At 60.6% G+C, this 22,652-nt stretch carries 21 protein-coding genes; 6 read left to right on the forward strand and 15 right to left on the reverse strand.

Annotated features, from left to right (window positions below; translation table 11 throughout):
- Positions 1–2 precede the first annotated feature (2 nt).
- The 4 genes from glcE to AC3IUF_RS11120 form a co-directional block, all read right to left on the reverse strand.
- Complete coding sequence (gene glcE / locus AC3IUF_RS11105) at positions 3–1,052, reverse strand: glycolate oxidase subunit GlcE (protein WP_489281033.1); 1,050 nt, start codon at positions 1,050–1,052, stop codon at positions 3–5.
- Positions 1,052–2,551 carry a glycolate oxidase subunit GlcD gene (glcD, locus tag AC3IUF_RS11110; RefSeq protein WP_489281034.1) on the reverse strand — a complete coding sequence of 500 codons (1,500 nt, stop codon included), beginning with the start codon at positions 2,549–2,551 and terminating at the stop codon, positions 1,052–1,054. Before glcD ends, glcE begins: the two co-directional genes overlap by 1 nt.
- Positions 2,552–2,687: 136 nt before the next feature.
- Positions 2,688–3,614, reverse strand: coding sequence for an alpha/beta fold hydrolase (locus tag AC3IUF_RS11115; RefSeq protein ID WP_110720533.1), 927 nt, complete (start codon positions 3,612–3,614; stop codon positions 2,688–2,690).
- 21 nt (positions 3,615–3,635) lie between these two features.
- Positions 3,636–5,090: a flavin-containing monooxygenase gene (locus tag AC3IUF_RS11120; protein WP_489281035.1), complete on the reverse strand. Its 1,455-nt coding sequence runs from the start codon at positions 5,088–5,090 to the stop codon at positions 3,636–3,638.
- Positions 5,091–5,267: 177 nt separating this feature from the next.
- On the opposite strand from AC3IUF_RS11120, the gene AC3IUF_RS11125 reads away from it, so the two are divergent.
- From AC3IUF_RS11125 to AC3IUF_RS11135, 3 genes are all read left to right on the forward strand, one after another.
- A complete protein-coding gene (locus tag AC3IUF_RS11125; protein ID WP_007919532.1) occupies positions 5,268–6,341 on the forward strand; it encodes a diguanylate cyclase in 1,074 nt (357 codons plus the stop codon).
- A gap of 212 nt (positions 6,342–6,553) precedes the next feature.
- On the forward strand, positions 6,554–7,792 hold the full coding sequence (locus AC3IUF_RS11130) for a M20/M25/M40 family metallo-hydrolase (protein ID WP_489281036.1): 1,239 nt from the start codon (positions 6,554–6,556) through the stop codon (positions 7,790–7,792).
- A gap of 548 nt (positions 7,793–8,340) precedes the next feature.
- Positions 8,341–8,643: a hypothetical protein gene (locus tag AC3IUF_RS11135; protein WP_034152534.1), complete on the forward strand. Its 303-nt coding sequence runs from the start codon at positions 8,341–8,343 to the stop codon at positions 8,641–8,643.
- Positions 8,644–8,775: 132 nt separating this feature from the next.
- Here the strand turns inward: AC3IUF_RS11135 and AC3IUF_RS11140 are convergent, their stop codons facing one another.
- The 8 genes from AC3IUF_RS11140 to AC3IUF_RS11175 form a co-directional block, all read right to left on the reverse strand.
- On the reverse strand, positions 8,776–9,645 hold the full coding sequence (locus AC3IUF_RS11140) for an isocitrate lyase/PEP mutase family protein (RefSeq protein ID WP_007919546.1): 870 nt from the start codon (positions 9,643–9,645) through the stop codon (positions 8,776–8,778).
- Positions 9,646–9,812: 167 nt separating this feature from the next.
- Positions 9,813–10,847, reverse strand: coding sequence for an arginine N-succinyltransferase (astA, locus tag AC3IUF_RS11145; RefSeq protein ID WP_007919548.1), 1,035 nt, complete (start codon positions 10,845–10,847; stop codon positions 9,813–9,815).
- Between the two features lie 61 nt (positions 10,848–10,908).
- Complete coding sequence (locus AC3IUF_RS11150) at positions 10,909–11,925, reverse strand: arginine N-succinyltransferase (protein ID WP_489281037.1); 1,017 nt, start codon at positions 11,923–11,925, stop codon at positions 10,909–10,911.
- A 118-nt stretch (positions 11,926–12,043) separates the two neighbouring features.
- Positions 12,044–13,393: an APC family permease gene (locus AC3IUF_RS11155; RefSeq protein ID WP_123593956.1), complete on the reverse strand. Its 1,350-nt coding sequence runs from the start codon at positions 13,391–13,393 to the stop codon at positions 12,044–12,046.
- An 81-nt stretch (positions 13,394–13,474) separates the two neighbouring features.
- Positions 13,475–14,227 carry an N-formylglutamate amidohydrolase gene (locus AC3IUF_RS11160; RefSeq protein ID WP_007919554.1) on the reverse strand — a complete coding sequence of 251 codons (753 nt, stop codon included), beginning with the start codon at positions 14,225–14,227 and terminating at the stop codon, positions 13,475–13,477.
- Positions 14,211–15,542 (reverse strand): type I glutamate--ammonia ligase, encoded by a 1,332-nt coding sequence (locus tag AC3IUF_RS11165; protein ID WP_489281038.1) that lies wholly within the window; start codon positions 15,540–15,542, stop codon positions 14,211–14,213. The genes AC3IUF_RS11160 and AC3IUF_RS11165 overlap by 17 nt, the downstream gene beginning before the upstream one ends.
- Positions 15,539–16,183 carry a cysteine hydrolase family protein gene (locus AC3IUF_RS11170; protein ID WP_489281039.1) on the reverse strand — a complete coding sequence of 215 codons (645 nt, stop codon included), beginning with the start codon at positions 16,181–16,183 and terminating at the stop codon, positions 15,539–15,541. Before AC3IUF_RS11170 ends, AC3IUF_RS11165 begins: the two co-directional genes overlap by 4 nt.
- 2 nt (positions 16,184–16,185) lie before the next feature.
- Positions 16,186–17,040: a MurR/RpiR family transcriptional regulator gene (locus AC3IUF_RS11175; protein WP_007919561.1), complete on the reverse strand. Its 855-nt coding sequence runs from the start codon at positions 17,038–17,040 to the stop codon at positions 16,186–16,188.
- A 329-nt stretch (positions 17,041–17,369) separates the two neighbouring features.
- On the opposite strand from AC3IUF_RS11175, the gene AC3IUF_RS11180 reads away from it, so the two are divergent.
- The gene (locus AC3IUF_RS11180) at positions 17,370–17,939 is read left to right on the forward strand and encodes a histidine phosphatase family protein (RefSeq protein WP_007919562.1); all 570 of its coding nucleotides are present in this window, start codon (positions 17,370–17,372) and stop codon (positions 17,937–17,939) included.
- Positions 17,939–18,694 carry a precorrin-6A synthase (deacetylating) gene (cobF, locus tag AC3IUF_RS11185; RefSeq protein WP_007919563.1) on the forward strand — a complete coding sequence of 252 codons (756 nt, stop codon included), beginning with the start codon at positions 17,939–17,941 and terminating at the stop codon, positions 18,692–18,694. Before AC3IUF_RS11180 ends, cobF begins: the two co-directional genes overlap by 1 nt.
- A gap of 224 nt (positions 18,695–18,918) precedes the next feature.
- On the opposite strand, the gene AC3IUF_RS11190 is transcribed toward cobF, so the two are convergent.
- From AC3IUF_RS11190 to AC3IUF_RS11200, 3 genes are read right to left on the reverse strand one after another with little or no spacing between them, the layout of a single operon-like run.
- Positions 18,919–20,100 (reverse strand): acetyl-CoA C-acetyltransferase, encoded by a 1,182-nt coding sequence (locus tag AC3IUF_RS11190; protein ID WP_007919564.1) that lies wholly within the window; start codon positions 20,098–20,100, stop codon positions 18,919–18,921.
- A gap of 11 nt (positions 20,101–20,111) precedes the next feature.
- Complete coding sequence (locus AC3IUF_RS11195) at positions 20,112–20,777, reverse strand: CoA transferase subunit B (protein WP_007919566.1); 666 nt, start codon at positions 20,775–20,777, stop codon at positions 20,112–20,114.
- A gap of 23 nt (positions 20,778–20,800) precedes the next feature.
- Positions 20,801–21,499, reverse strand: a complete 699-nt coding sequence (locus AC3IUF_RS11200) for a CoA transferase subunit A (protein WP_007919568.1) — start codon at positions 21,497–21,499, stop codon at positions 20,801–20,803.
- A 240-nt stretch (positions 21,500–21,739) separates the two neighbouring features.
- Here AC3IUF_RS11200 and AC3IUF_RS11205 point away from each other — a divergent pair, with 240 nt between their 5' ends.
- Complete coding sequence (locus tag AC3IUF_RS11205) at positions 21,740–22,627, forward strand: LysR family transcriptional regulator (protein WP_007919570.1); 888 nt, start codon at positions 21,740–21,742, stop codon at positions 22,625–22,627.
- The last annotated feature ends 25 nt before the right edge of the window (positions 22,628–22,652 follow it).

The raw sequence follows: 22,652 nt of genomic DNA on the forward strand, positions 1-22,652 counted from the left end.
GGCTAGAACTCCGCGTACATCCGCCCGGGGTTGAACAGCCCTTGCGGGTCGAGTTGCACCTTGAGTTGTCGGTGATAACGCAGCAGTGTCGCGGGCAATGGCTGAAACGGCGAATTGCTGGCGCCATGGCTGAAACAGGTAGCGTGGCCGCCCAGTTCCTGCGCGAGAATGTGGATGTGCGCCGCGTCGGATTTCAGCCAGCGTTGCGCGCCGGCCCAGTCGATCAGTTGCTCGCCGGGCAGATCCAGTGGCCCGAGATTGTTCGGCAACGACAAGCGCCACAGCGGCAAACCTTCGTTGAAAAACGCTAGACGTTGTTCATTCAGATCCCGCCAGAACCCTGAATCTAGCGGCTCACCACCGAGTCGTTGATGCGCCGCCGTCACTGAACCTTCGCCGCCCTCAAGCCGCAGATACAGGCTCTGGCCATCGTGACAAGCGGCACTGATCGGTAGCGGTTGCTGACCCCATTCGGCAAGCTTGGCCAGTGCCCTCGCGCAGTCCATGTCGAGGCGAATGCTCAGGCACTGCCGTGGTTTCGGCAGGACTTTCAGCGACACTTCGGTGAGCACGCCGAGGCAGCCGTAACTGCCGGCCATCAGCCGCGACAGGTCATAACCGGCGACGTTTTTCATCACTTCGCCGCCGAAACGCAGGTGCTGACCGAGGCCGGTGATCACCCGCGTGCCGAGGACAAAGTCGCGCACCGAGCCAGACCACGGCCGCCGAGGCCCGGACAACCCCGTGGCGATCATGCCGCCAACCGTCGCGCCTTCGCCGAATGCCGGCGGCTCGCACGGCAGCATTTGTCCGGCAGCGTCCAGCACCGCCAGCAGCTCGGACAGAGGCGTGCCGGCGCGCGCCGTGATCACCAGTTCGGTCGGCTCGTAACGGACGATGCCGCAATGGGCGCGGGTGTCGAGCACTTCGCCGGCGACCTCGCGGCCGAGAAAGGCTTTGCTGTTGCCACCCTGAATTTTCAGCGGCGTGGCATTGGCCCGCGCTTCGTTGACCTGATCGAGCAGGGCGCTGGCGGCGTCGACATCGGCCATCAGAAACGCTCCAGTTCGGGGAACGGCAATTGCCCGGCGTGAATGTGCATCGCGCCGAATTCGGCGCAGCGGTGCAGGGTCGGAATGTTCTTGCCGGGATTCAGCAGGCCTTGTGGGTCGAACGCGGCTTTTACTGCGTGGAACAGACTTAGTTCGTCGCTGTTGAACTGCGCGCACATCTGGTTGATTTTCTCGCGGCCGACGCCGTGTTCACCGGTGATGCTGCCGCCAACTTGCACGCACAGTTCGAGGATCTTGCCGCCCAAGGCTTCGGCGCGGTGCAGTTCGCCCGGTTGATTGGCGTCGAACAGGATCAGCGGGTGCATGTTGCCGTCGCCGGCATGGAACACGTTGGCCACGCGCAAACCGTATTCTTCGCCGAGGCGGGCGATGCCTTGCAGGACGCCGGGCAATTCGCGGCGCGGGATAGTGCCGTCCATGCAGTAATAGTCCGGTGACAAACGGCCGATGGCCGGGAAAGCGTTTTTGCGCCCGGCCCAGAACCGCACGCGTTCGGCTTCGTCGCGGGCCTGACGCACTTCGGTGGCGCCGGCCTCGGTCATGACCTCGCGCACCCGCTGGCAATCGTCGTGAACATCGGCTTCGACGCCATCGAGTTCGCACAGCAGGATCGCCTCGGCGTCGACCGGGTAACCGGCGTGGATGAAATCTTCAGCGGCGCGAATGGCGAGGTTGTCCATCATCTCCAGGCCGCCGGGAATGATCCCCGCCGCGATGATTTCGGCGACCGCGCGGCCGGCCTTTTCCACGGAGTCGAAACTGGCCAGCAGGACTTTCGCGACTTGCGGTTTGGGCAGCAGCTTGACCGTGACTTCGGTAATGATCCCCAGCAGGCCTTCGGAACCGGTGAACAACGCGAGCAGATCGAAACCCGCTGAGTCGAGTGCATCCGAACCGAGGGTCAGGCGTTCGCCTTCGATGGTCAGCACTTCGATTTTCAGCAGGTTGTGCACGGTCAATCCGTACTTGAGGCAATGCACACCGCCGGCGTTTTCGGCGACGTTGCCGCCGATCGAACAGGCGATTTGCGAGGATGGATCCGGCGCGTAATACAGGCCGAACGGTGCCGCTGCCTGAGAGATCGCCAGGTTACGCACTCCCGGTTGTACCCGCGCGGTGCGGGCGGCAGGGTCGATGTGCAGGATGTTGTTGAAGCGCGCCATCACCAGCAGCAGGCCCTGTTCCAGCGGCAAGGCGCCACCGGACAAGCCTGTGCCGGCACCACGGGCAACCACTGGGACGTTTTTCTGGTGGCAGAGTTTGAGCAGGGTTTGCACTTGCTCGAGTCGACGGGGCAGGGCGACCAGCATCGGCGTGGTGCGGTAGGCGGAGAGGCCGTCGCATTCGTAGGGTTTGAGTTCCTCCTCGCGCCACAAAATGTCGAGATCAGGCAGCGCGTGCTGCAATGCCTTGAGCAACTCAGCCTTGTTCACCTGCGGCAACGGGCCGTCGAGGCGTTCGTCATAAAGAATATTCATCCCAAACCCTTACCCTTGATCGTTCCCACGCTCTGCGTGGGAATGCAGCCCGTGACGCTCCGCGTCACTGGACGCTGCGTGTCCCTTGAGACATTCCCACGCAGAGCGTGGGAACGATCAGGAGCTGGGTGCTTTGTCATCTCTGGCTTCCCAAAAACTCGCGATAAAGCTCTGCAGTATTCCCTGGTTGTTCAACCATCGGCATGTGCCCGACATGATCCCAGACATCCACGCGCAAATTGGCGATGCCCTTGCTCCACACCGGCACGCTGCTGACGTCGATCAGCCGATCCTTGCGGCCCCAGAGCAACAGCGCCGGGCATTTGATGTCGGGTAGTTTCGGCTCCATCGGCGGGCTGGCGCGAAAATCGCGGAAGATCTCTTCCAGTTCATCGCGTTGTTGTTCGTAGCGCTGGGCGATGGCGTCCAGCACCAGGTTCGGCACCCACGGTGGCGACTCCATGGTCATCGCGTAAAACTGGCGAAATTCTTCCCGCGAGTTGATCAGAAACGGGTTATGCCCGCGCGCCAGATGCCGCTCCATGTCGCTGACCTCGGGCGCGGTGACGCCCGCCGGGTCGATCAATGCCACCGAAGCGATGCGGTCGGGATACGTCGCCGCCAGCCACGCGGCGATGTAGCCGCCCATCGAGTTGCCGATCACGTGGACTTTCTCCACGCCGCAGACGTCGAGCAACTGGATCATGCGCTTGGCCTGCAACGGAATGTCATAACCGCCGCCAGCCTTGAAGCCGGTTTCACCATGGCCGGCGAGGTCCGGAATGATCACCCGATACTGGCGCACGAAATGCCGGGAAAAGCGCAGCCACAGGTTCTTCTCGGCGCTGTAGCCATGCAGCATCAGAATCGCGCTGGCCGCTTCATACGGCCCGCCCTGCCAGGTCGAGACGGTCATCTCGGCGATCGGCACTTCGATCTTGTGCAATTTGTACAACTTGGCCTCGATGGCCATGTTCAGGTCGTACAGCCAATGACCGACCGCCGGATAACTCAACCAGCTCCAGGCTACGAAAACCGCGAGGGCGACAAACAGCAAAAGCATCGACGTCTTCCTTTTACGTGTTCAGGACAGAATGTGGTCGGCCGGTTTCAGCGCTCGGGTCAAGCGGTGATAGCTGAAACTGAAGCCGGGAAACATCGCGATCACATGACCGCTCTTGCTTTGATACCAACTGTGGCAACCACCGGACTTCCATACCGTGCGCTCCATCTCCCGATGAATCATCTCAGTGTAGGTACGTTCCGCTTCACGGCGCACTTCAATGCTGCGCAGGCCTTTGGCCTGCACGGTGCGGATGCAGTCGAGGATGTAGTTCATCTGTGATTCGATGATGAACAGCGCCGAGGTGTGACCGATGCCGGTGTTGGGCCCGGTGACGATAAACAGGTTGGGGAAGTCCGGCAGGCTGGTGCCCAGATACGCGCGCGGGTATTGCGCCCAGACCTCTCTGAGTTGCACGGCGTTTTTTCCGCTGACCGGGTAGGAAATCACCCCGTCGGTGGCGTCGTAACCGGTCGACCAGACGATCAGATCAACATCGATGTGCTGACCGTCCTGAGTGTTGATGCCGGTTTCGTCGATGGACGCAATGCCTTGTTCGCGGGTATGCAAGGTGACATTGGGACGGTTCAGCGCCGGGTAATAGGTGCTGGAAACCAGCACCCGTTTGCAGCCAATGGTGAAGTCCGGGGTGAGTTTTTCTCGCAGCAGCGGGTCCGGCACCTGGCGTTTGAGAAAACGCAGGGCGTGCTGCTGGACCATGTGAATCGCCGCTTTGGAATATTTGAAGGCGATGACCCGGGTTTCGAATTGCCAGTAAATCAGCCAGCGCAATAATTTGTAGGCGGGTTTCAGACCGAGCAGCCAGCGTTGCAGCGGTCCGAACTGACGATCGGCGCGGGGCAGCACCCAATGCGGCGTGCGTTGAAACACGTGCAGTTGCTCGACCTGTTCCGCAATGGCTGGAATCACTTGCACCGCACTGGCACCGCTACCAACGATGGCCACGCGTTTATCGCGATAGTCGTAGCTGTGATCCCAGTTGTTTGTATGAAAAGTCTTGCCTTGAAAGCGATCCTGGCCGGGAAAGTGTGGGATGACCGGTTGGCTCAATGGCCCGGTGGCATTGATCAGGAACTGCGCATAAAAGGTGCCTTTGCTGGCGGTGTGCACGGCCCAGCGTTTTTCCGTGTCGTCCCATTCGACACGCTCGACATCGGCTTGCAACTCTACGCGTTCGCGCAAACCGAATTGCTCGATAACGTGCTCGGTGTAGCGCTGCAGTTCGGCCTGCCCGGCGAACATCTGCGACCAGCGGTACGGCGCAAACGACAGTGAATACAGCGGCGATGGCACGTCCACCGCCGCGCCGGGGTAGGTGTTCTGGCACCAGGTGCCGCCAAAGAAGTCCCGTCGCTCCAGCAGGCGAAAATCGTCGATTCCGGCTTTTAGCAGGTTGACCGCAGCACATTGACCGCCAAAACCGCTGCCGATGATCAACACGAGATAGGTGTGCATGGGCCTCCTTCTTATAGTTGTTTTTCCATTTTGCTCCTTTCATGTATAGCCAAATATTTGCACTGTGCGCGGCCCTGATGTCGCTCTATTCAGCCCGCTGGCCGGTGATGGCTATTTAACGTCGCCCTGTTAGACTTCCAGCACATCCGTCCTGCGGTGTGCGTGATCGAGGTCCTTATGGGAAATACCGGAGGAAAGGGACTTTCATTGGCCAGGAGGCTTTATACATCGCGCATCCTCGGGTTGATTCTGGGGCTCGTGTGCGTGAGCGTGGCGATGTACTCGCTCGATCCGCCGCTGTGGGTCTGGGCACTGATGTTCTTCAACGGCCTGGTCTGGCCGCATCTGGCGTTTCAATGGGCACGCCGCGCCCGGGTTCCTTACCACGCTGAACACCGCAATCTGTTGATCGACGCCTTTTTCGGCGGCTTTTGGCTTGCCGCCATGCATTTCAATCCGTTGCCCACTGCCACGACCATTTCGATGATGGCGATGAACAACGTCGCCATCGGTGGTTCACGTTTTCTATTGGCAGGCACTGCGGCGCAGTTGCTCGGGGTCGGCGTCGGGCTGGTGGTCTTTGCTCCGGCATTCATTCCGCAGACCACCCCTGCGCAAATGTACGCCTGCTTCCCGTTACTGCTGCTGTACCCGTTGGCGCTGGGCTGGATCTGCTTTCGCCAGGCCTACACCCTCGGTCGACATAAACGCGAACTGCTGGCCCTGAGCCGCACCGACAGCCTGACCGGGCTGCTCAACCACGGCGCCTGGAAGGATCAACTGGAGATTGCTTTTCAGCGCTGCAAGCGGCAGAAGCAGGGCGCGGCGATTGCGCTGATCGACATCGACCACTTCAAGGCGATCAACGACACTTACGGCCACGTCGCGGGCGACATCGTGTTGCGCCAGTTGAGCAAGTTACTTAAACAAAACCTGCGGGCGACAGACGTTGCCGGGCGTTATGGCGGTGATGAGTTCTGCGTGATTTTGCCGGATCTGCCGCTGTTCAATGCCGCGCAGGCCATGGAGGCGTTGCGCGAGCGCTTCGCAATTCTGGGCTATGAGCAGAATCCGGCGTTGAAGGTCAGCTTGAGCATCGGCCTGGCGGCGTACGATCCGGCGCATGCTGACGCGACGCGCTGGCTCAATGATGCCGATCAGGCGTTGTATGAAGCCAAGGCAGGCGGGCGCAATCGGGTGATCTGCAATTGCGATGACAAGCCGCGGCGGACGTTGCTGGATTCGGTTTGACCGCTATACCCCACATCCCCTGTAGGAGCTGCCGAAGGCTGCGATCTTTTGACTTTGGCCTTTCTAAATCAAAAGCAAGATCAAAAGATCGCAGCCTTCGGCAGCTCCTACACGTGTTCGGTGGTGGTCAGGGAGATGTCGCATTCGGTGTAGAGCCTCGCGCCGATGTCGGGTACGGTTAAATCCCCCCGACGCGAAACAAGGATCGCTTCATGACGTTCTCATTTTCTCGCTCCCTGCTGGCCGCCAGCCTCGGCCTGTCTCTCGCTTTTTCCGCTGCCCAAGCCTTCGCCGAACCGCATAAACAAGTGCTCGCCGATGCCGAGCAATACCAGCCAGAAGCGCTGAAACTGCTGGAGCGACTGGTCAATATCGACTCCGGTTCCGGCTATGAACCGGGCCTCAAGCAAGTCAGCGACATCGCCATCGATGAACTGAAAAAACTCGGCGCGACCATCGAACTGGTGCCGAACACGCCGGAAAAATCCAACCATGTACTGGCGACGCTGAAAGGCACCGGCAAGGCAAAAATCCTGCTGATGGCGCACATGGATACGGTGTTCAAGGAAGGTTCGGCGGCCGAGCGGCCATTCCACATCAAGGACGGCCGCGCTTACGGGCCGGGGGTGATGGATGACAAGGGCGGCATCGTCGCCGGGATCTATGCACTGAAAGTCCTGAAAAACCTCGACTTCAAGGACTATGCGCAAATCACCTTCCTGCTCGACGCCAGCGAAGAAACCGGCTCGGAAGTCGCCACCGACCTGATCAAGAAAACCGCCAAACAGCACGACGTGACCCTCAACCTTGAGCCGGGCCGCCCGGCCGATGGGCTGGTGGTGTGGCGCAAGGGCAGCGCGACGGCACTGGTCGAGGTCAAGGGCAAAGCCGCGCACGCCGGTGTCGCCCCGGAACTGGGGCGCAATGCCGCGATGGAGGCTGCGCACCAGATTCTGCAACTGGGCAAACTCGGCGATGAGGCGAAGAAAACCACCATCAACTTCACTGTGCTCAAGGCCGGTGACCGCACCAACGTGATTCCCGATCAAGCCACGGCCAAGGCTGACGTGCGCGCGGCGGTGCCGGAGGAGTTCGACCGGATCGAGAAGGATCTGGCGCGGGTGTCGCAGGACAAGCTGATTGCTGAGACGGAAGTGAAGACTTCGTTGCAACGCGGGCTGCCACCTATGCCGCAGACGCCTGAGTCGGACCGTCTGATGGCCATGGCCCAGGGGATTTATGGCGAGATTGGCCGCAAGTTGACCGAAGAGGGCAGTGGCGGTGCGGCGGATGCGAGTTTGTCGGCCGGGGTTGGCACACCGACGCTGGATGGCTTCGGGATTGTTGGCGGCAATATTCACACGCCGGAGGAGTATGCCGAGGTGGCGAGCGTGGCGCCGCGGATTTATCTGTTGTCACGGATGATTATGGAGTTGGCCAAGCCGCGGTGAGGTAGCGATCGTTCCCACGCTCCGCGTGGGAATGCCTCAACGGACGCTCCGCGTTCGCTTTGTGTGGGACGCAGAGCGTCCCGGGCTGCATTCCCACGCGGAGCGTGGGAACGATCATTAAGCCGCGGTGAGGTGGTTTGCGGTGTGATGAGGTCGGCGGGGTGCCAGATAAATCGGCCCCTCACCCTAACCCTCTCCCAGAGGGAGAGGGGACTGACCGTGTTGTTTGTGGTCCATGTGGCAACCGGCAGATCAAGTTGAATGCAAATTCGCATTCAACGCGGTCTCTCACGTCGGCGTCGATCCAGAGCATCCCCCAATCAGTTCCCTCTCCCTCTGGGCGGTCCGACGTTTCGGGAGGGCTAGGGTGAGGGGCTTTTGTGGGAAAAGTGGAAGGCGCGGACGGCGTACAAAAAATACCGAAAAGTCTGACAGAAGCTCTCGTTGTGGCAGTTGAGCGCGGCTCTTATAGTCTCGGTTCGCAGAAAACTCTGCGACGATCTTGGCCGGTCGAATACAGCACCTGACCCCTATTTGGAGTGAACTCTATGACCGACCAAGTAATGCCCCGCTTCCTCCCCATCGACACCTACGACGCCGAATCCCCGGTGCTCTTCCTCAATACCCACTCAGAACTCAGCGACATGGCCGCCTGTGCGATGCACCGGTTTGTGGTCGTGCGCGATCTGGCCGACACCTTTGCCAGTCTCAACCTCAAGGGCATTTCCGATTGTGATCTGACACGGGTGACCAGCGCGGTGCATCTGTTGATGCGCGAGGGCTGTGCGATTCTGAATGTGATTCAGGCGCGGGCGGTGCAGCGGGAGGAGGCTTACAAGACGCCGGTTTAGCGGTGTAGCGGCAGACCTCATCGCTGGCAAGCCAGCTCCCACAGGGTTTGGTGTTGAACCATCAATTGATGTCGAACCGCATAACCTGTGGGAGCCTGGCTTGCCAGCGATGGCGTCAGCCCGGCCAACCCATCACTCCTTGACGCTCATGTATTCCTTGGCCCAGAGAATGTATTCCTCCGGTTGGGTATAGGTGTGCGTCAACTCGGTCGCGCTCAAATCGGACGCCTGGGTAAAGATCTGCCGCTGTTCGCGCAAGCTGTCATACGTCGCTTTGATCGCCGCAAAATAAGCACCATGGCCATCGATGGTCACGCGCACACCGAGTTCGGCCAAACGTTTGTCGTCGCGCAGCGCCGGGTTGCCGTAGGTCACCAGCATCAGCGGCACGGTCAGGTGTTCGGCGATTTGTTCAAGCTGATCGAAATCCTGAATTCCGACCATGCAGATGCCGTCAGCCCCGGCCGCCTGATATTGGCGAGTGCGGCTGATGATTTCCTGATTTGGCAGGATGCCGGCGTTGGTACGGGCGATGATCGCCATTTCCGTATCAACCCGGGCTTCCAGCGCCGCGCGGATCTTGCCGACGCCTTCGGCAACGGTGATCAGGTCGGTGGATTTGCGCCCGAATTGGGCCGGCAGCAAGGTGTCTTCGATGGTCAGGGCGGCGACGCCGGCGCGTTCCAGTTCGACGATGGTGCGCATCACGTTGAGGGCGTTTCCGTAGCCGTGGTCGGCGTCGGCGATCACTGGCAATTGGGCGACGCGGCCGATGCGGGTGGCCTGTTCGGCGAACTCGCTGAGGGTGATCAGGGCAAAGTCCGGGGCACCCAGCACCTGCAACGAGGCCACGGAACCGCCGAGGATCCCCACTTCAAAACCGAGGTCAGCGGCAATCCGCGCGGACATCGGATCGAACACCGAAGCCGTGTGATAGCAGGTGTCGGAAGCCAGCAGTTGACGGAAGTTACGGCGCAAATCTTGATGGGAAAGCCTGGTCATACGAGTTCCACCAATACAAAGGAATGGAAAGGCTTGAACAAAGGTGTCAACGCCGAAGAATGAAAAGGCTATCACGCGAATGGGTCAATGATCATGACGAATTTGCAAGGGACAGGATGTCGCGGACGCTTTTGCTGAAAGGATTTACCTTTTTGCGGTGGTGACCGTCAGGCCGCCACCGCCTGTTGCTGTTGATTGGGCAGCATCGCCGCCCGTACCGAATTGCCCGGTTGCAGTTGCAGGCGCTTGGCGGTGAGGCGGTCGATCACCAGGCTGCTACCGACACGGCGGGCGCGGGCGACGGTGATGCGGCAGTTTTCCAGGCGCCGGTTGTGAATCAGCCACAGCGGCGCCTGTTCATCCGGGCTACCGAGGCTCAGGGTCAACTCGACGCTTTCGCGCACGGTGCGAATACTGCGCACCGGCGCTTCGATTACCGGGCCGCCGTCGAAGATGTCGATGTAGCCTTTGTGGATGAAGCCTTCGGCCTGGAGGATTTTCAGCGCCGGCTCGGTATTCGGGTGTGCCTGGCCGATCGCCGCCTGTGCTTGTTCGGTGAGCATGCAGGTGTACAGCGGCTGGCGCGGCATCAGTTCGGCGATGAACGATTTGTTGCCAAGTCCTGACAAGTGATCGGCATGGCTGAAGTCCATTTGAAAGAAATGCCGGCCCAGGCTGTCCCAGAACGGCGAACAACCGTGTTCATCGGCACTGCCGCGCAGTTCGGCAATCATCTTCTCGCCGAACAGGTGCGGGAACTCGGCAACGAACAGCAAACGTCCCAGTGACAACAAACGGCCGTTGCTGCCGTGGCGCTGATCATGGCCGAGAAACAGCGAGCACAGCTCCGATTGGCCGGTCAGTTCGTTGTTGAGGAACAGCGTCGGAATCTGCCGTTGAATGCCCAGATCCGGCGCCGAACTCACGGTCAACCCGACCCGATAGTTGTACCAGGGCTCGCGCAGGCCGACCGCCCCGGCCAGGGCGCTGACGCCGACCACGCGCATGTCGTCGTCCTCGAGCACAAACAGATAGTCCGCGTCGGCTCGTTCGACTTGTTCGGCGAACGCCCGTTGCGCCCAGCGGACCCGATGCGACAGGCGATCTTCGTTGGCCGGCAGGGTGGTGAACCCCGGGCCGGCCTGTTGCACCAGCGCCATCAAGGCTGGCAGGTCGCTGACTTTGACCGGGCGGACAATCATGCTGGAACTCCTTCTGCGCGCCTGTTCGGGCACTGTCGTTGGCTGCGCAACCGCGCGGGTTTCACAGGGCAATCAGCCGGATCGGGCTGCCATCGGTCACGTTCAGCGCCGCACACATTGCAGGGGTGAGGGACAGCGGTTGATCGGGTTGATAATCGAGTTCGGTCATGATCGCGCGAAAGCCGTGCAGTGCGTCGTTGCTCAGCAGGTACCGGCCACGGCCATCGATCTGTGGCTGCTGTTGCACGGTTGCAGTCTGGCTGCGCGCTATCGAACGAATGTTGGCGGTACGCGCATACAGGGTCGGGCCGGCGTCGAACAGGTCGATGTAGCTGTTGGTTTCGAAGCCTTCACGCGCAAGGATGTCGAATGCTTCCTGACCGTCCGGGTGGATCCGACCGATGCAATCCTGCGCGGCTTGCGGCAGCATTGGCACGTAGATCGGGTATTGCGGCATCAGTTCGGCGAGAAAGGTGCGGCTCTGCAACCCGCACAGGCGTTCGGCTTCAACGTAGGGCAGGTCGAAGAAGTGTTTGCCCAGTGCATCCCAGAACGGCGAATGGCCTTCCTCGTCGCTGTAACCGACGATTTCGGTAATCACCGCCTCGGCAAAGCGCGGCGCATGGGCGGCGATGAACAACAGCCGCGCCCTGGACAGCAATTCGGAGAACGGCGTACGCACCAGCCCGGCGTCGATGTGAAAGCCGCGCAGCAGCGTGTGGTCGTTGAGGTCGTGACACAGCGACAGCGCGGGCACGCCGTGTTCGATGTTCAGCTCGCGGGAAGCGCTGGTGAAATGGCGGTTGCGCAAGCTGTAGAACGGCTCGTCGAAGCCCGCAGTGGCGAGAATTTCCGAGCAGCCAACCAGCCGCTGGCTGTCCAGATCCTCCAGAACGAAGAAGTAGTTCTCCGGGCCGTTAGCCTCTGCCGCACTGGCGAACGAGGCACAGGAACCGGCGATTTTCTCGCGCAGGCGTTCGCTGTCATCCGGCAGGGAGGTCACGCCCACCAGACTGTCGCGGGCCAATTGTTGTAGCTGGGGCAGATCAGTCTGTTCGACTGGGCGTAAGACCAGCATGGATATACTCCTGTATCAAAAGGTTCGGCAAAGTCGCCGAACCTGACTATCACTGTCGGTTTCCACGCGATAAATCGGCGGTCGCCTGATTTGTTGTCAGACGCCGCTCTTTTTCTTGTCAGCCGTTGCTCGGGTCAGGCAGCGCGGTACTGGCGCCGAGCTTGTTGAGGAAGAACAGGTACACCAGACCCAGGGCAATCCAGATCAGGCCGAGTTTCTGCGCATCGACGCCCATGTTGTACATGATGGCCGCGACGATGATGAAGCCGACCACCGGACAGATCAGGTGACGCACGACCTGACCGGACTTTTGCCGACGCCAGTAGTAGTTGATCACTGTCAGGTGCAGCAGCATGAAGCCGCTGAGTGCGCCGAAGTTGACCAGCGAGGTCAGGGTGTCGACCGAGTTGATGAACAGGTAGCAGATCACCAGCGACAGCACCGCCACCAGATAAATGCTCAGGTACGGCGTGTTGTGTTTCGGGTGCACCTTGGCCAGCACTTTCGGCAGTTTGCCGTCGCGGGCCATACCGAACAGCAGGCGCGAAACCGCGGCTTGCGAGGTGATTGCCACGGCCACGCCCCAGGCCAATGCCGTGGCAACAGCAGTCAGGGTCGCCAGCCAGCTGCCGGCGGCGATTTCGGCGATTTCATAGAACGCAGTGTCGGCGGATTTGAAGCCCATGCCGGCCGCCAGATCGGTGGCGATCCAGGTTTGCGCGACGAAAATCACGCCCATCACTACCAGCGTGATCAGCGCCGCTTTGCCGACGCTCTTGCCCGGATCGCCCTTGATTTCTTCAGCGAGGGTGGAGATCGCATCGAAGCCGAGGAACGACAGCACGGCAATCGACACCGCTTGCATCAGCAGGGCGAAGTTGAAGGTTTCCGCGTGATACAGCGGCGCCAGGGTCAGCTCGCCATTACCACCACCGTTGTGCAGGGCATTCCACGCATAGAACAGGAAGATCCCCAGCACCACCAGTTGCGCCAGCAGGAAGATGATGTTCATCCGTGCGGTGAAAGTGATGCCGCGCAGGTTGACGAAGGTCGCGCTGACCAGAAACGCCAGAATGAAGCCGACTTTCGGGATGTCCGGGTACAAATGGTTGAGCGCCATCGCCGCGTAGACGTAGAGCAGCGGCGGGATCAGCAGGTAATCGAGCAGCATCAGCCAGCCGGCGATAAAGCCGACGTGCTGATTAAGGCCGCGTTGCGCGTAGGAATACACCGAACCGGCGATCGGAAAAGCCTTGGCCATGCTGCCGTAGCTCAGCGCGGTGAACAGCATCGCCACCATGCCGATGATGTACGCCAGCGGCACCATCCCCGGGGCCTCGGCGTTGACGTAGCCATACACACCGAACGGGGCGATGGGGATCATGAAGATCATCCCGTACACCACCAGGTCGGTCAGCGTCAGGCTACGTTTCAACTCTTGCTTGTAGCCGAATTCTTCAATTTCCATGAAGCGCAACTCCTTGTCAGCCAGTCGGTCGTTTTAGTTGTTATCGGTCCATCGTTTACAGCGTCAGCAGTCTTTCATTCATTACAGCAATGGCGCGAAGTAGCCGGCCCAGCGCGATACGGCTTCGGGGCTGCGCAGCAAGTCATTGCGCACCTCGATCAGCACCGAGTCGAGGCCACGGGCATCGCCGTGCACCGGCACGGTCATGTCTCCCAGCGGATCGATCTTGTACGGCTGATTGCCGGCGACTTTCAGCGGGTGTTCGCCGAGGCCGTCGAGCAGGCGTTGCGCGTAGGCCTTGGCCTGACCGAACAACACGCCGGCCTCCAGCGGTCGCGGCTGGCCGTAATACACCGGGGTGAAACTGTGAATCCCCACCACACGCACCGCTTGGCCCTTGGCAACACGTTCGTCGATCAGCGTTTGCAAGCGCGCGTGAAACGGCTTGAACAAGGTCTGGCGGCGGTATTCGCGGGTGGCTTCGTCGAGTTCACGGTTGCCCGGCACCTGATAAATCTCGCTCTGCGCCGGAATGCTGTCCGGGGCGTGCCGTGGCCGGTTCAGATCGATCAGCAGCCGCGAATAATTGGCGCTCAACAGGGTTGCGCCGAGCATCTCCGATAACTGCTCGGCCAGTTGCAGCGCGCCAATGTCCCAGGCGATGTGTTCAGCGGCGGCGGCAGCGTCCAGGCCCAGATTGTTCAGAGCTTCGGGGATGTAGCGGCTGGCGTGTTCGCACACCAGAATCAACGGGTGCGTCGAGTCGGCGCGGCTCAGGTTGTAGGCCGGTCGGGTGTACAACCCCAGCTCGGCGGATTCAGTACAGGCGTGCATAGTGCTCACACAAGTCAGCGGGCGAGAGCTGTTCCGTCAGCGCCAGTTCCTCGGTTTTCAGGGCGTAATAGGTGTCGAGCAGCGGCTTGGGCAGCCATGCAGTGAAGGCGCCACTGTTGCGCAGGCAATCCAGCGCCTGGGCCAGCGAGGCGGGCAGGGCAACGATGCCCCGCGCCTGGCGTTGCTCGTCGTTGAGTGAGTCGGGAATTTCATCGGTGATCGCGTTCAGCGCCAGACGCTGTTCGATGCCCAGACGCCCGGCGATCAACAGCGCGGCCATGGCCAGATGTGGCGAGGCGGTAGCGTCCATGGCGCGGAATTCGAGGTTGAACTGGTTGGCCACGGACTTGCCGCCAAGGGTCACCGTCGGGCAGATGCGCAGCGCTGCTTCGCGGTTCTGTTGGCCGAGACAGGCGTAGGAGGCGCTCCAGTGATGCGGCTGCAAGCGTTCGTACGACACCGGCGTCGGTGCGGTAAACGCACACAGCGCCGGCAAGTAGTGCAGGATCCCCGCCGCCCAATGCTGGCCGAGGCTCGACAGTCCATTGCTGGTGCCAACGTCGTAGAGCATCGGCAGACCGCCCAGATCAAGCAGGCTGACATGCAGGTGCACGCCGTTGCACACCGCGTCGGCGGCGGTCTTCGGCGCGAAGCTCAAGTCCAGGCCCATTTGCCGGGCGATCTCGCGGGTGATCTCGCGCACGTTGACGGCGCGATCGGCTGCCGCCACGCCGAGCGTCGGGCGGCAGGTAATTTCGTATTGGTGCTTGCCGTATTCCGGCAGAAACATTTCCGGCTCGACTCCGCCGGCGCGCAGGGCGCTGAGCAGCCAGCCGCCGAACGCGGCGCCCTGACGCTGGGCTTCGAGAGAGAACGCCAGGTGCTCGGCGAAACCGGCGTGCAGGTTGAATTCGTGCTCGAACGCGGCGTTGACCTGCAAGCCCAACCCATCGCGATAACGTTCGATTTCATCACGCAACAACGTGCGCGGGCAGGCGCCCCACGGGCGGCCATCGGTTTCGCGGATATCGCCGTGGATGAAATCCAGCGCCGGGGCATCGGCGTCCGGGCCATTGCCGACGGTGACGCGGCTGCTCAGATCGGGAATCAGTCGCAGGTCGCCATACGCGCCCCACGGATTGGTCGAAGCAATGATGTCCTGCGGCGTCAACGCGCTGTTGGCCGGCACCCAGCCGCACCCGGCGGCTTGATAATGCTCAAGCTCATCAGTGGGAAACGAGCGGCCGCGGGTGATGCCGATCAGGTCGGTGGTGACCAGCGTGGTCATCGGTAGCGGCGTCAGGCGCGTGCTCATGGCTGCATCTCCTGCAAGCGGCCAAGCACGGTGTCGGTGTCGGTGATCCAGCAATAACCCTTGATCGCATTCAGGCAGGCGTGATGGCGTTCGGCGCTGTAGGTGGCGCAGGCGTCCTCGACCAGCGTGACCAGATAGCCACGGTCGGCGGCGTCGCGCACGGCCATGTCGACGCATTGGTCGGTGACGATGCCGGAGATGATCAGGTGACGGGTTTCGAGGTTGCGCAGCACGTAGTCGATGTTGGTCGAGTTGAAGACGCCCGAAGACGTCTTCGGCAGGACGATTTCGTTTTCCACCGGGGTCAGGTCTTCAATGATCCTGGCCTGCACGCTGCCTTTGGGCAGGTGCATGTCCGAGAGTTTGTGGTCGAGCGAGCGGTCGCGACCATCAGCGGTGAGGCTCTCGATAATCGTGTGCAGCACGTTCTGCCGCGCCTCGCGAAAGGCACTGAGCAAACGACGTTGGTTGGGCACCACCTGCATGTGCGCACGGGTCAGGAAATACTCGGCCTCAGGCCCATTGAGGTGCGCGTCGAACTGCGGTTCGAGCCAGGCACGCTGCATGTCCACCAGCAACAATGCGGTGTGGTCAGTGACAAACGGCAGATCCCGTGGCGAGCGGTGGGGAAGGCTGAACATCCTTATTTATCCTCCAGCAGGTGGGTGTTGAAGTCGTTGCGCAGGGCATCGATGCCTTCCAGGCGATCGGCGAGGTTTTCGGTGCGCAAGGTCAGGCAGGCAATCAGCGCTTCGACTTGCGCCAGCGCCGGCACCATGGTGTCGAACGGCGACGCCGACTCCACCGGCGCGCTGATGATCAGGTCGGCCAGCTCGCGCAGCGGCGAGGCATAGATATCGGTGAACAGCACCACGCGCGCGTTGTTGTTCTTTGCCGCGCTGGCGACCCGCAGGGCCTGAGTCTGGTAGCGGCGGTAGTCGAACAGCAGCACGACATCCTGGCGTTGCAGATCAAACAGGCGATCGGGCAATTGCGCGTTGTCTTCCAAAGCGAAGCAACCGGGGCGCAGCAGGCGCAGGTGATTGAGCAGGTAAGTGGCCATCAGGCTGCTAAAGCGCCCGCCGAAGCAGTACACCTGATGCCGGGCATCGAGCAGCCAGTCGGTGAGAATGCGCACGTCTTCGGGTTGGGTCAGCGATTGGGTTTCGACCAGCAGGCGATGGCTGTCGCCCAGATAGTGGCTCCAGGCGTCGTCCTTGTGCTGATGGGCGCGCGGTTGCAACAGCGTGCGCGGCGAGCGCAAGCGGTGGTCCATGTCGCTGAGCAGTGCTTCCTGGAATTCGGCATAACCGCCGAAGCCGAGTTTTTTCACCAGCCGCACAATGGTCGGATCGCTGACCCCGGCATGTTCGGCCAGACGCGCCATCGGCCCCAGACCGTTGCGTGGGTACTGATCAAGCAAGGCGCGAACGACTTTGCGCTCCGACGGCGTAAGATCCAGGCCGGGATCGGTGATCAGGTCTCTGAGAGGGGGCATCCGGGCTCCTGCTGGATGAGGGTGTTGAATTCGCTTCATAATCCGTTAAAACAGTATTTATGTAACTGACGTTACATGTCTAGTGAATTTTTCAGTGTGTTGAAAAGGCTCCGGAATGAAGCGAGATGCCCGTGTAACAAGGGCTACACGTAATTCGATCGGGCTTGTAGTCCATCGCCCACGGCAGTGTCAGAAATCGCCGTATTTGTGCTTTTTTCTGCTGTGACCGAGGCGATCCGGCAGCCCTGCAGCCCTCGGTTTACGGCACAATTAACGACAGAATGGCTTTGCGCCGCTGATTTTCATGAAGGCCCACCGGAGCGATACCTGTGCAGACCACTCGTTTGACATTGATTTGCCATGCGCGAACCGTCGCACAGAAATTGGCGTGTTTTCCTACGAATGAGCCTGTTGAAAATATCGGGCTGGCATCGGGCGAATTGTCCGAGCGTTTCGACGCCGCGCGACGTTTGATTTGCGCGCCGGAGTTGCGCACGCGCCAGACTGCGGCGTGGTTTGGCGCGGATGCGCAGGTTGATGAGGCGCTGCGCGATTGTGACTGGGGGCGCTGGCATGGGGTATCGATCAAATCCCTGCAAAACGCTGAAGGCGCGGCGTTGCACGCCTGGCTCGAAGATCCCCATGCGACACCTCACGGCGGTGAATCAGTGACGCAGTTATGCGAGCGCGTGGCGGTATGGCTGAGCAGTCTGCAAACCACACCAGAACATGTAGTGGCGGTGACGCATCCGTTTGTCATCCGCGCCGCGCTGATCCACGTGATGCGCGGTTCGGCGTTTCATGACATTGATGTCGAACCGTTGTCAGCGGTCGAATTGCGCTTCACCGGGCGCTGGCGCCTGCGTCTGCCGGGCCTCGACGTTCAAGGAGCACTTTGATGAAACAACTGCTGGTGATCGGCATCGGTGCCGGTAATCCCGACTACATCACGATGCAGGCCGTGAAAGCGCTGAACCGTGTCGATGTGTTCTTTCTGATGGATAAAGGCCAGAGCAAGGACAAGCTGATCGACTTGCGCCGCGAGATCTGTGAGCGCTACATCGACGACCCTGACTATCGCTTTGTCGAAGCCCACAGCCCGGAACGCGAACGCGGTGATGTCGACTATATGGCCAGTGTCGATGACCTGAACCGTGCCAAGCAGCAGACCTTCGAACGCCTGATCAATGACGAATTGTCTGACGGCCAGTGCGGTGGTTTCCTGGTGTGGGGCGACCCGGCGTTGTACGACAGCACCGTGCGTATCCTCCAGGCCATCCTGGCCTCGGGCACCTGTGCCTTCGAGTTTGAGGTGATTCCCGGGATCACCAGCGTTCAGGCGTTGGCGGCGCAGCACAAGGTGCCGCTGAACACCATCGGTCGTTCCATCGAAATCACCACCGGGCGGCGTTTGGCGGCAGGGCAGGTGAGTGATACGGACAGCCTGGTGGTGATGCTCGATGCTGAGGATTCGTATCACCGGGTGGCCGATCAGCAGACCGAGATTTACTGGGGGGCTTACCTGGGCACGCCGGATGAGATTCTGATTAGCGGCAGGCTGGCGGATGTCGCGGACGAGATCGAGCGGGTGCGCAAGAAGGCGCGGGCGGAGCATGGCTGGATCATGGATACGTATTTGCTGCGCAAGCCTTAGATTGTTGGTGCTTGGACTGGCCCCCATCGCGAGCAGGCTCACTCCTACAATTGAATGGGTTCACAATTCCAATGTAGGAGTGAGCCTGCTCGCGATAGGGCCGGAACATTCAACGTACATTTTGAACAGGCAAAAAAACACCCGGTGCAACGCAAGTCGCACCGGGTTTTTGTTGCCAGCAAGCGGCGGATGTCGTGGATCCGCCATTCACTGTTGAACTCTGGTTATGCGCGTTCCAGCGCCAGCGCCACACCCTGACCGCCGCCGATGCACAGGGTCGCCAGACCCTTTTTCGCATCACGCTTGATCATTTCATGCAGCAGGGTCACCAGCACGCGGCAACCCGATGCACCGATCGGGTGGCCCAAAGCGATGGCGCCGCCATTGACGTTGACCTTGTCCAGATCCCATTGCAGATCCTTGGCCACCGCCAGCGATTGCGCGGCAAACGCTTCGTTGGCTTCGATAAGGTCGAGCTGGTCGATGTTCCAGCCAGCCTTGTCGAGGCAGCGGCGGGTCGCCGATACCGGGCCGATGCCCATGATCGCCGGGTCGACACCAGCGTTGGCATAAGCGGCGATGGTCGCCAGTACAGGCAAGCCGAGGGATTTGGCTTTTTCCGCGCTCATCAGAATCACGGCGGCGGCGCCGTCATTCAGCGACGAAGCATTACCGGCGGTGACGCTGCCGTCCTTTTTGAACGCCGGACGCAGTTTCGCCAGGGATTCGGCGGTGGTGTCGCCACGCGGTTGCTCGTCGACCTTGAAAGCAACAGGATCGCCTTTGCGCTGCGGGATCAGGATCGGGGTGATTTCATCGACAAAGCGCCCAGCCTCAATCGCGGCGGCGGCTTTCTGCTGAGAAGCAGCGGCGAAAGCATCTTGCTGCTCACGGCTGATCTCATATTTGTCGACGAGGTTCTCGGCAGTGATGCCCATGTGGTAATCGTTGAACGCATCCCACAGGCCATCGCTGATCATGGTGTCGACGATTTGCGCGTGGCCCATGCGCAGACCGGTGCGTGCGCCCGGCATCACGTAGTTGGACAGGCTCATGTTTTCCTGACCGCCAGCGATGATCACATCAGCGTCGCCGCAACGGATCGCCTGCGCACCCAAGTGCAGAGCTTTGAGGCCCGAACCACAGACCTTGTTCAGGGTCAGCGCTGGCACAGCGTGAGGCAGGCCAGCCTTGATCGCCGACTGACGCGCCGGGTTCTGGCCGGCGCCGGCGGTCAACACCTGGCCCATGATCACTTCATCAACCTGTGCACCGTCCAGCCCGGTCTGCTCGAGCAACTGGCGGATCACCGCCGCGCCCAGATCCACTGCGGAGACGCTGGCCAGCGAACCCTGGAAACTGCCGATCGCGGTACGCGTGGCGGCAACAATTACGACGTCTTGCATTTTCGAATTCCTCACTGGGCAGCGAACTGCATTTCCGGTACGTGATCCGGGACGATCAGTTTACCAGCGGTTTTGGCGACGATTTCCTCGACGCTGACGCCAGGTGCGCGTTCTTTGAGGACAAAAGCGCCATTTTCGATTTCCAGGTAGGCGAGGTCGGTCAGCACGCGCTTGATGCAGCCGGCGCCGGTCAGCGGCAGGCTGCATTTGGCCAGAAGCTTGGACTCACCATCCTTGGAGGCGTGGGTCATGATCACGATGATGTTGTCGGCGCCGGCCACCAGATCCATCGCGCCGCCCATGCCCTTGACCAGTTTGCCGGGGATCATCCACGAAGCGATATTGCCTTCGACGTCGACTTCGAACGCGCCGAGCACGGTCAGGTCGACATGACCGCCACGGATCATCGCGAACGATTCGGCGGAGTTGAAGATCGATGCGCCGATACGGGCGGTCACCGTTTGTTTGCCGGCGTTGATCATGTCGGCATCGATGGTCTCTTCAGTCGGGAACGGACCCATGCCGAGCAGGCCGTTTTCCGATTGCAGCATGACTTCCATGCCTTCAGGAATGTAGTTGGCGACCAGGGTCGGAATGCCGATGCCGAGGTTCACATAAAAGCCGTCCTGCATTTCGCGGGCGACGCGCTGAGCCATTTGTTCGCGGGTAAGTGCCATTTTTTATTCTCCGTCAGCCTGAATTATTTGCGGATGGTGCGCTGTTCGATGCGTTTTTCGAACGTGCCGCAAATGACCCGATCGACGTAGATGCCCGGGGTGTGGATCTGCGAGGGGTCGAGTTCGCCGGGTTCGACGATTTCTTCGACTTCAACCACGGTGATCTTGCCGGCGGTGGCGGCCAGCGGGTTGAAGTTCTGCGCGGTGTGACGGTAGACGACGTTGCCGAAGTGGTCGGCTTTCCAGCCTTTGACGATGGCGAAGTCGCCGGTGATGGATTCTTCCATCAGGTACTTGCGACCCTTGAATTCGCGCACTTCCTTGCCTTCGGCGACCGGAGTGCCGACGCCGGTGGCGGTGAAGAAGGCCGGAATGCCGGCGCCGCCTGCGCGCATCTTCTCGGCAAGGGTGCCTTGCGGGGTCAGGATGACTTCGATGTCGCCCTTGAGCAGTTGCTCTTCGAACAGCTTGTTTTCGCCGACGTAGGAGGCGATGACTTTGCTGATCTGACGGTCGGTGAGCAGTACGCCAAGGCCGAAACCGTCGACGCCGCAGTTGTTGGAGACGACGGTGAGGTCGCGGGTGCCTTTGCGCTTGATCTCGGCGATCAGGTTTTCCGGAATGCCGCACAGACCGAAGCCGCCGGCGATGACGGTCATGCCGTCCTCAAGCCCGGCCAGGGCTTCCTCGTAGGAACTCACGCGCTTGTCGAAACCTGCCATATGCACCTCTTTTATTATTTGCGGGCGGCTGGCTAGCCGAATGGTTGGAGTGTCTCGCTGGAAGATATATTTGTTAAGTTGATTTTTAAGGTTGATTGATAGATAAAACTCAACAAATGCATCTGCCCCCTGTAGGAGCTGCCGAAGGCTGCGATCTTTTGATCTGATAAAACCAAGATCAAAAGATCGCAGCCTCCGGCACCTCCTACCTGACCGAGTTTCATGTTCAGAGGTTTGAGTATGACCATCAAACAGATCCGCGCCTTTCTCGCCGTGGCCCAGAGCCTGAGTTTCGCCGTGGCTTGCGAGCGCCTGCATCTCTCGCAATCAGCGTTGAGCCTGACCATCAAAGCGCTGGAGGAGGGACTGGGCGGGCGCCTGTTCAGTCGCAACACCCGCAACGTCGCACTGACTGCCGAAGGTGAATCCTTGCTGCCATTGGCTCGACGGCTGATCGCGGACTGGGACAACGCCGAAGACGAGATGCGTCAACGCTTTAGCCTGCAACGCGGGCGGGTGACGCTGGCTGCGATGCCGTCGTTTGCCGGCAACCTGTTGCCGCCGATCCTCAAAACGTTTCGCGCGCGCTATCCGAACGTCAACGTCACGGTCAATGACGTGATCAACGAGCAAGTGCTGGAAATGGTCCGTGATCGTCAGGTGGAACTGGGGGTGGCGTTCGAGCCGATGCAAAACACCTCGATGACATTTACGCCGCTGTACAGAGATCGCTTCGTCGCGGTGGTGTCGAAGGATTCGCCATTGGCGCAGCGCAGCGAGATCGATTGGCAGACGTTATTGCAGGAGCCGTTCATCACCTTGCAGCGGCCCTCGACGGTGCGGGTGATGCTCGAAGAGCACTTGCAGGCGCGGGGCATGAAGTTGCCGGTGGAATTTGAAAGCCATCAATTGGCCACGGTCGGGCGGATGGTCGCCAGTGGGCTGGGCGTCAGTGCCGTGCCGGCGTTGTGCGCCGGGCAGATGCAGGAATTGGGCGCCCATTGCCTGACGCTGGATGACTCGGTGGAGCGGGCGATTGGTGTGCTGACCGAACCGGGCAATGAACTGTCGGCGGCGGCGCAGGCGTTGTTCGATATTCTCAAGGCTGAAGATCTCGGGCTACTGTGAGATCTACCCCCTCACCCCAACCCTA

Source organism: Pseudomonas sp. KH_040 (assembly GCF_057839305.1).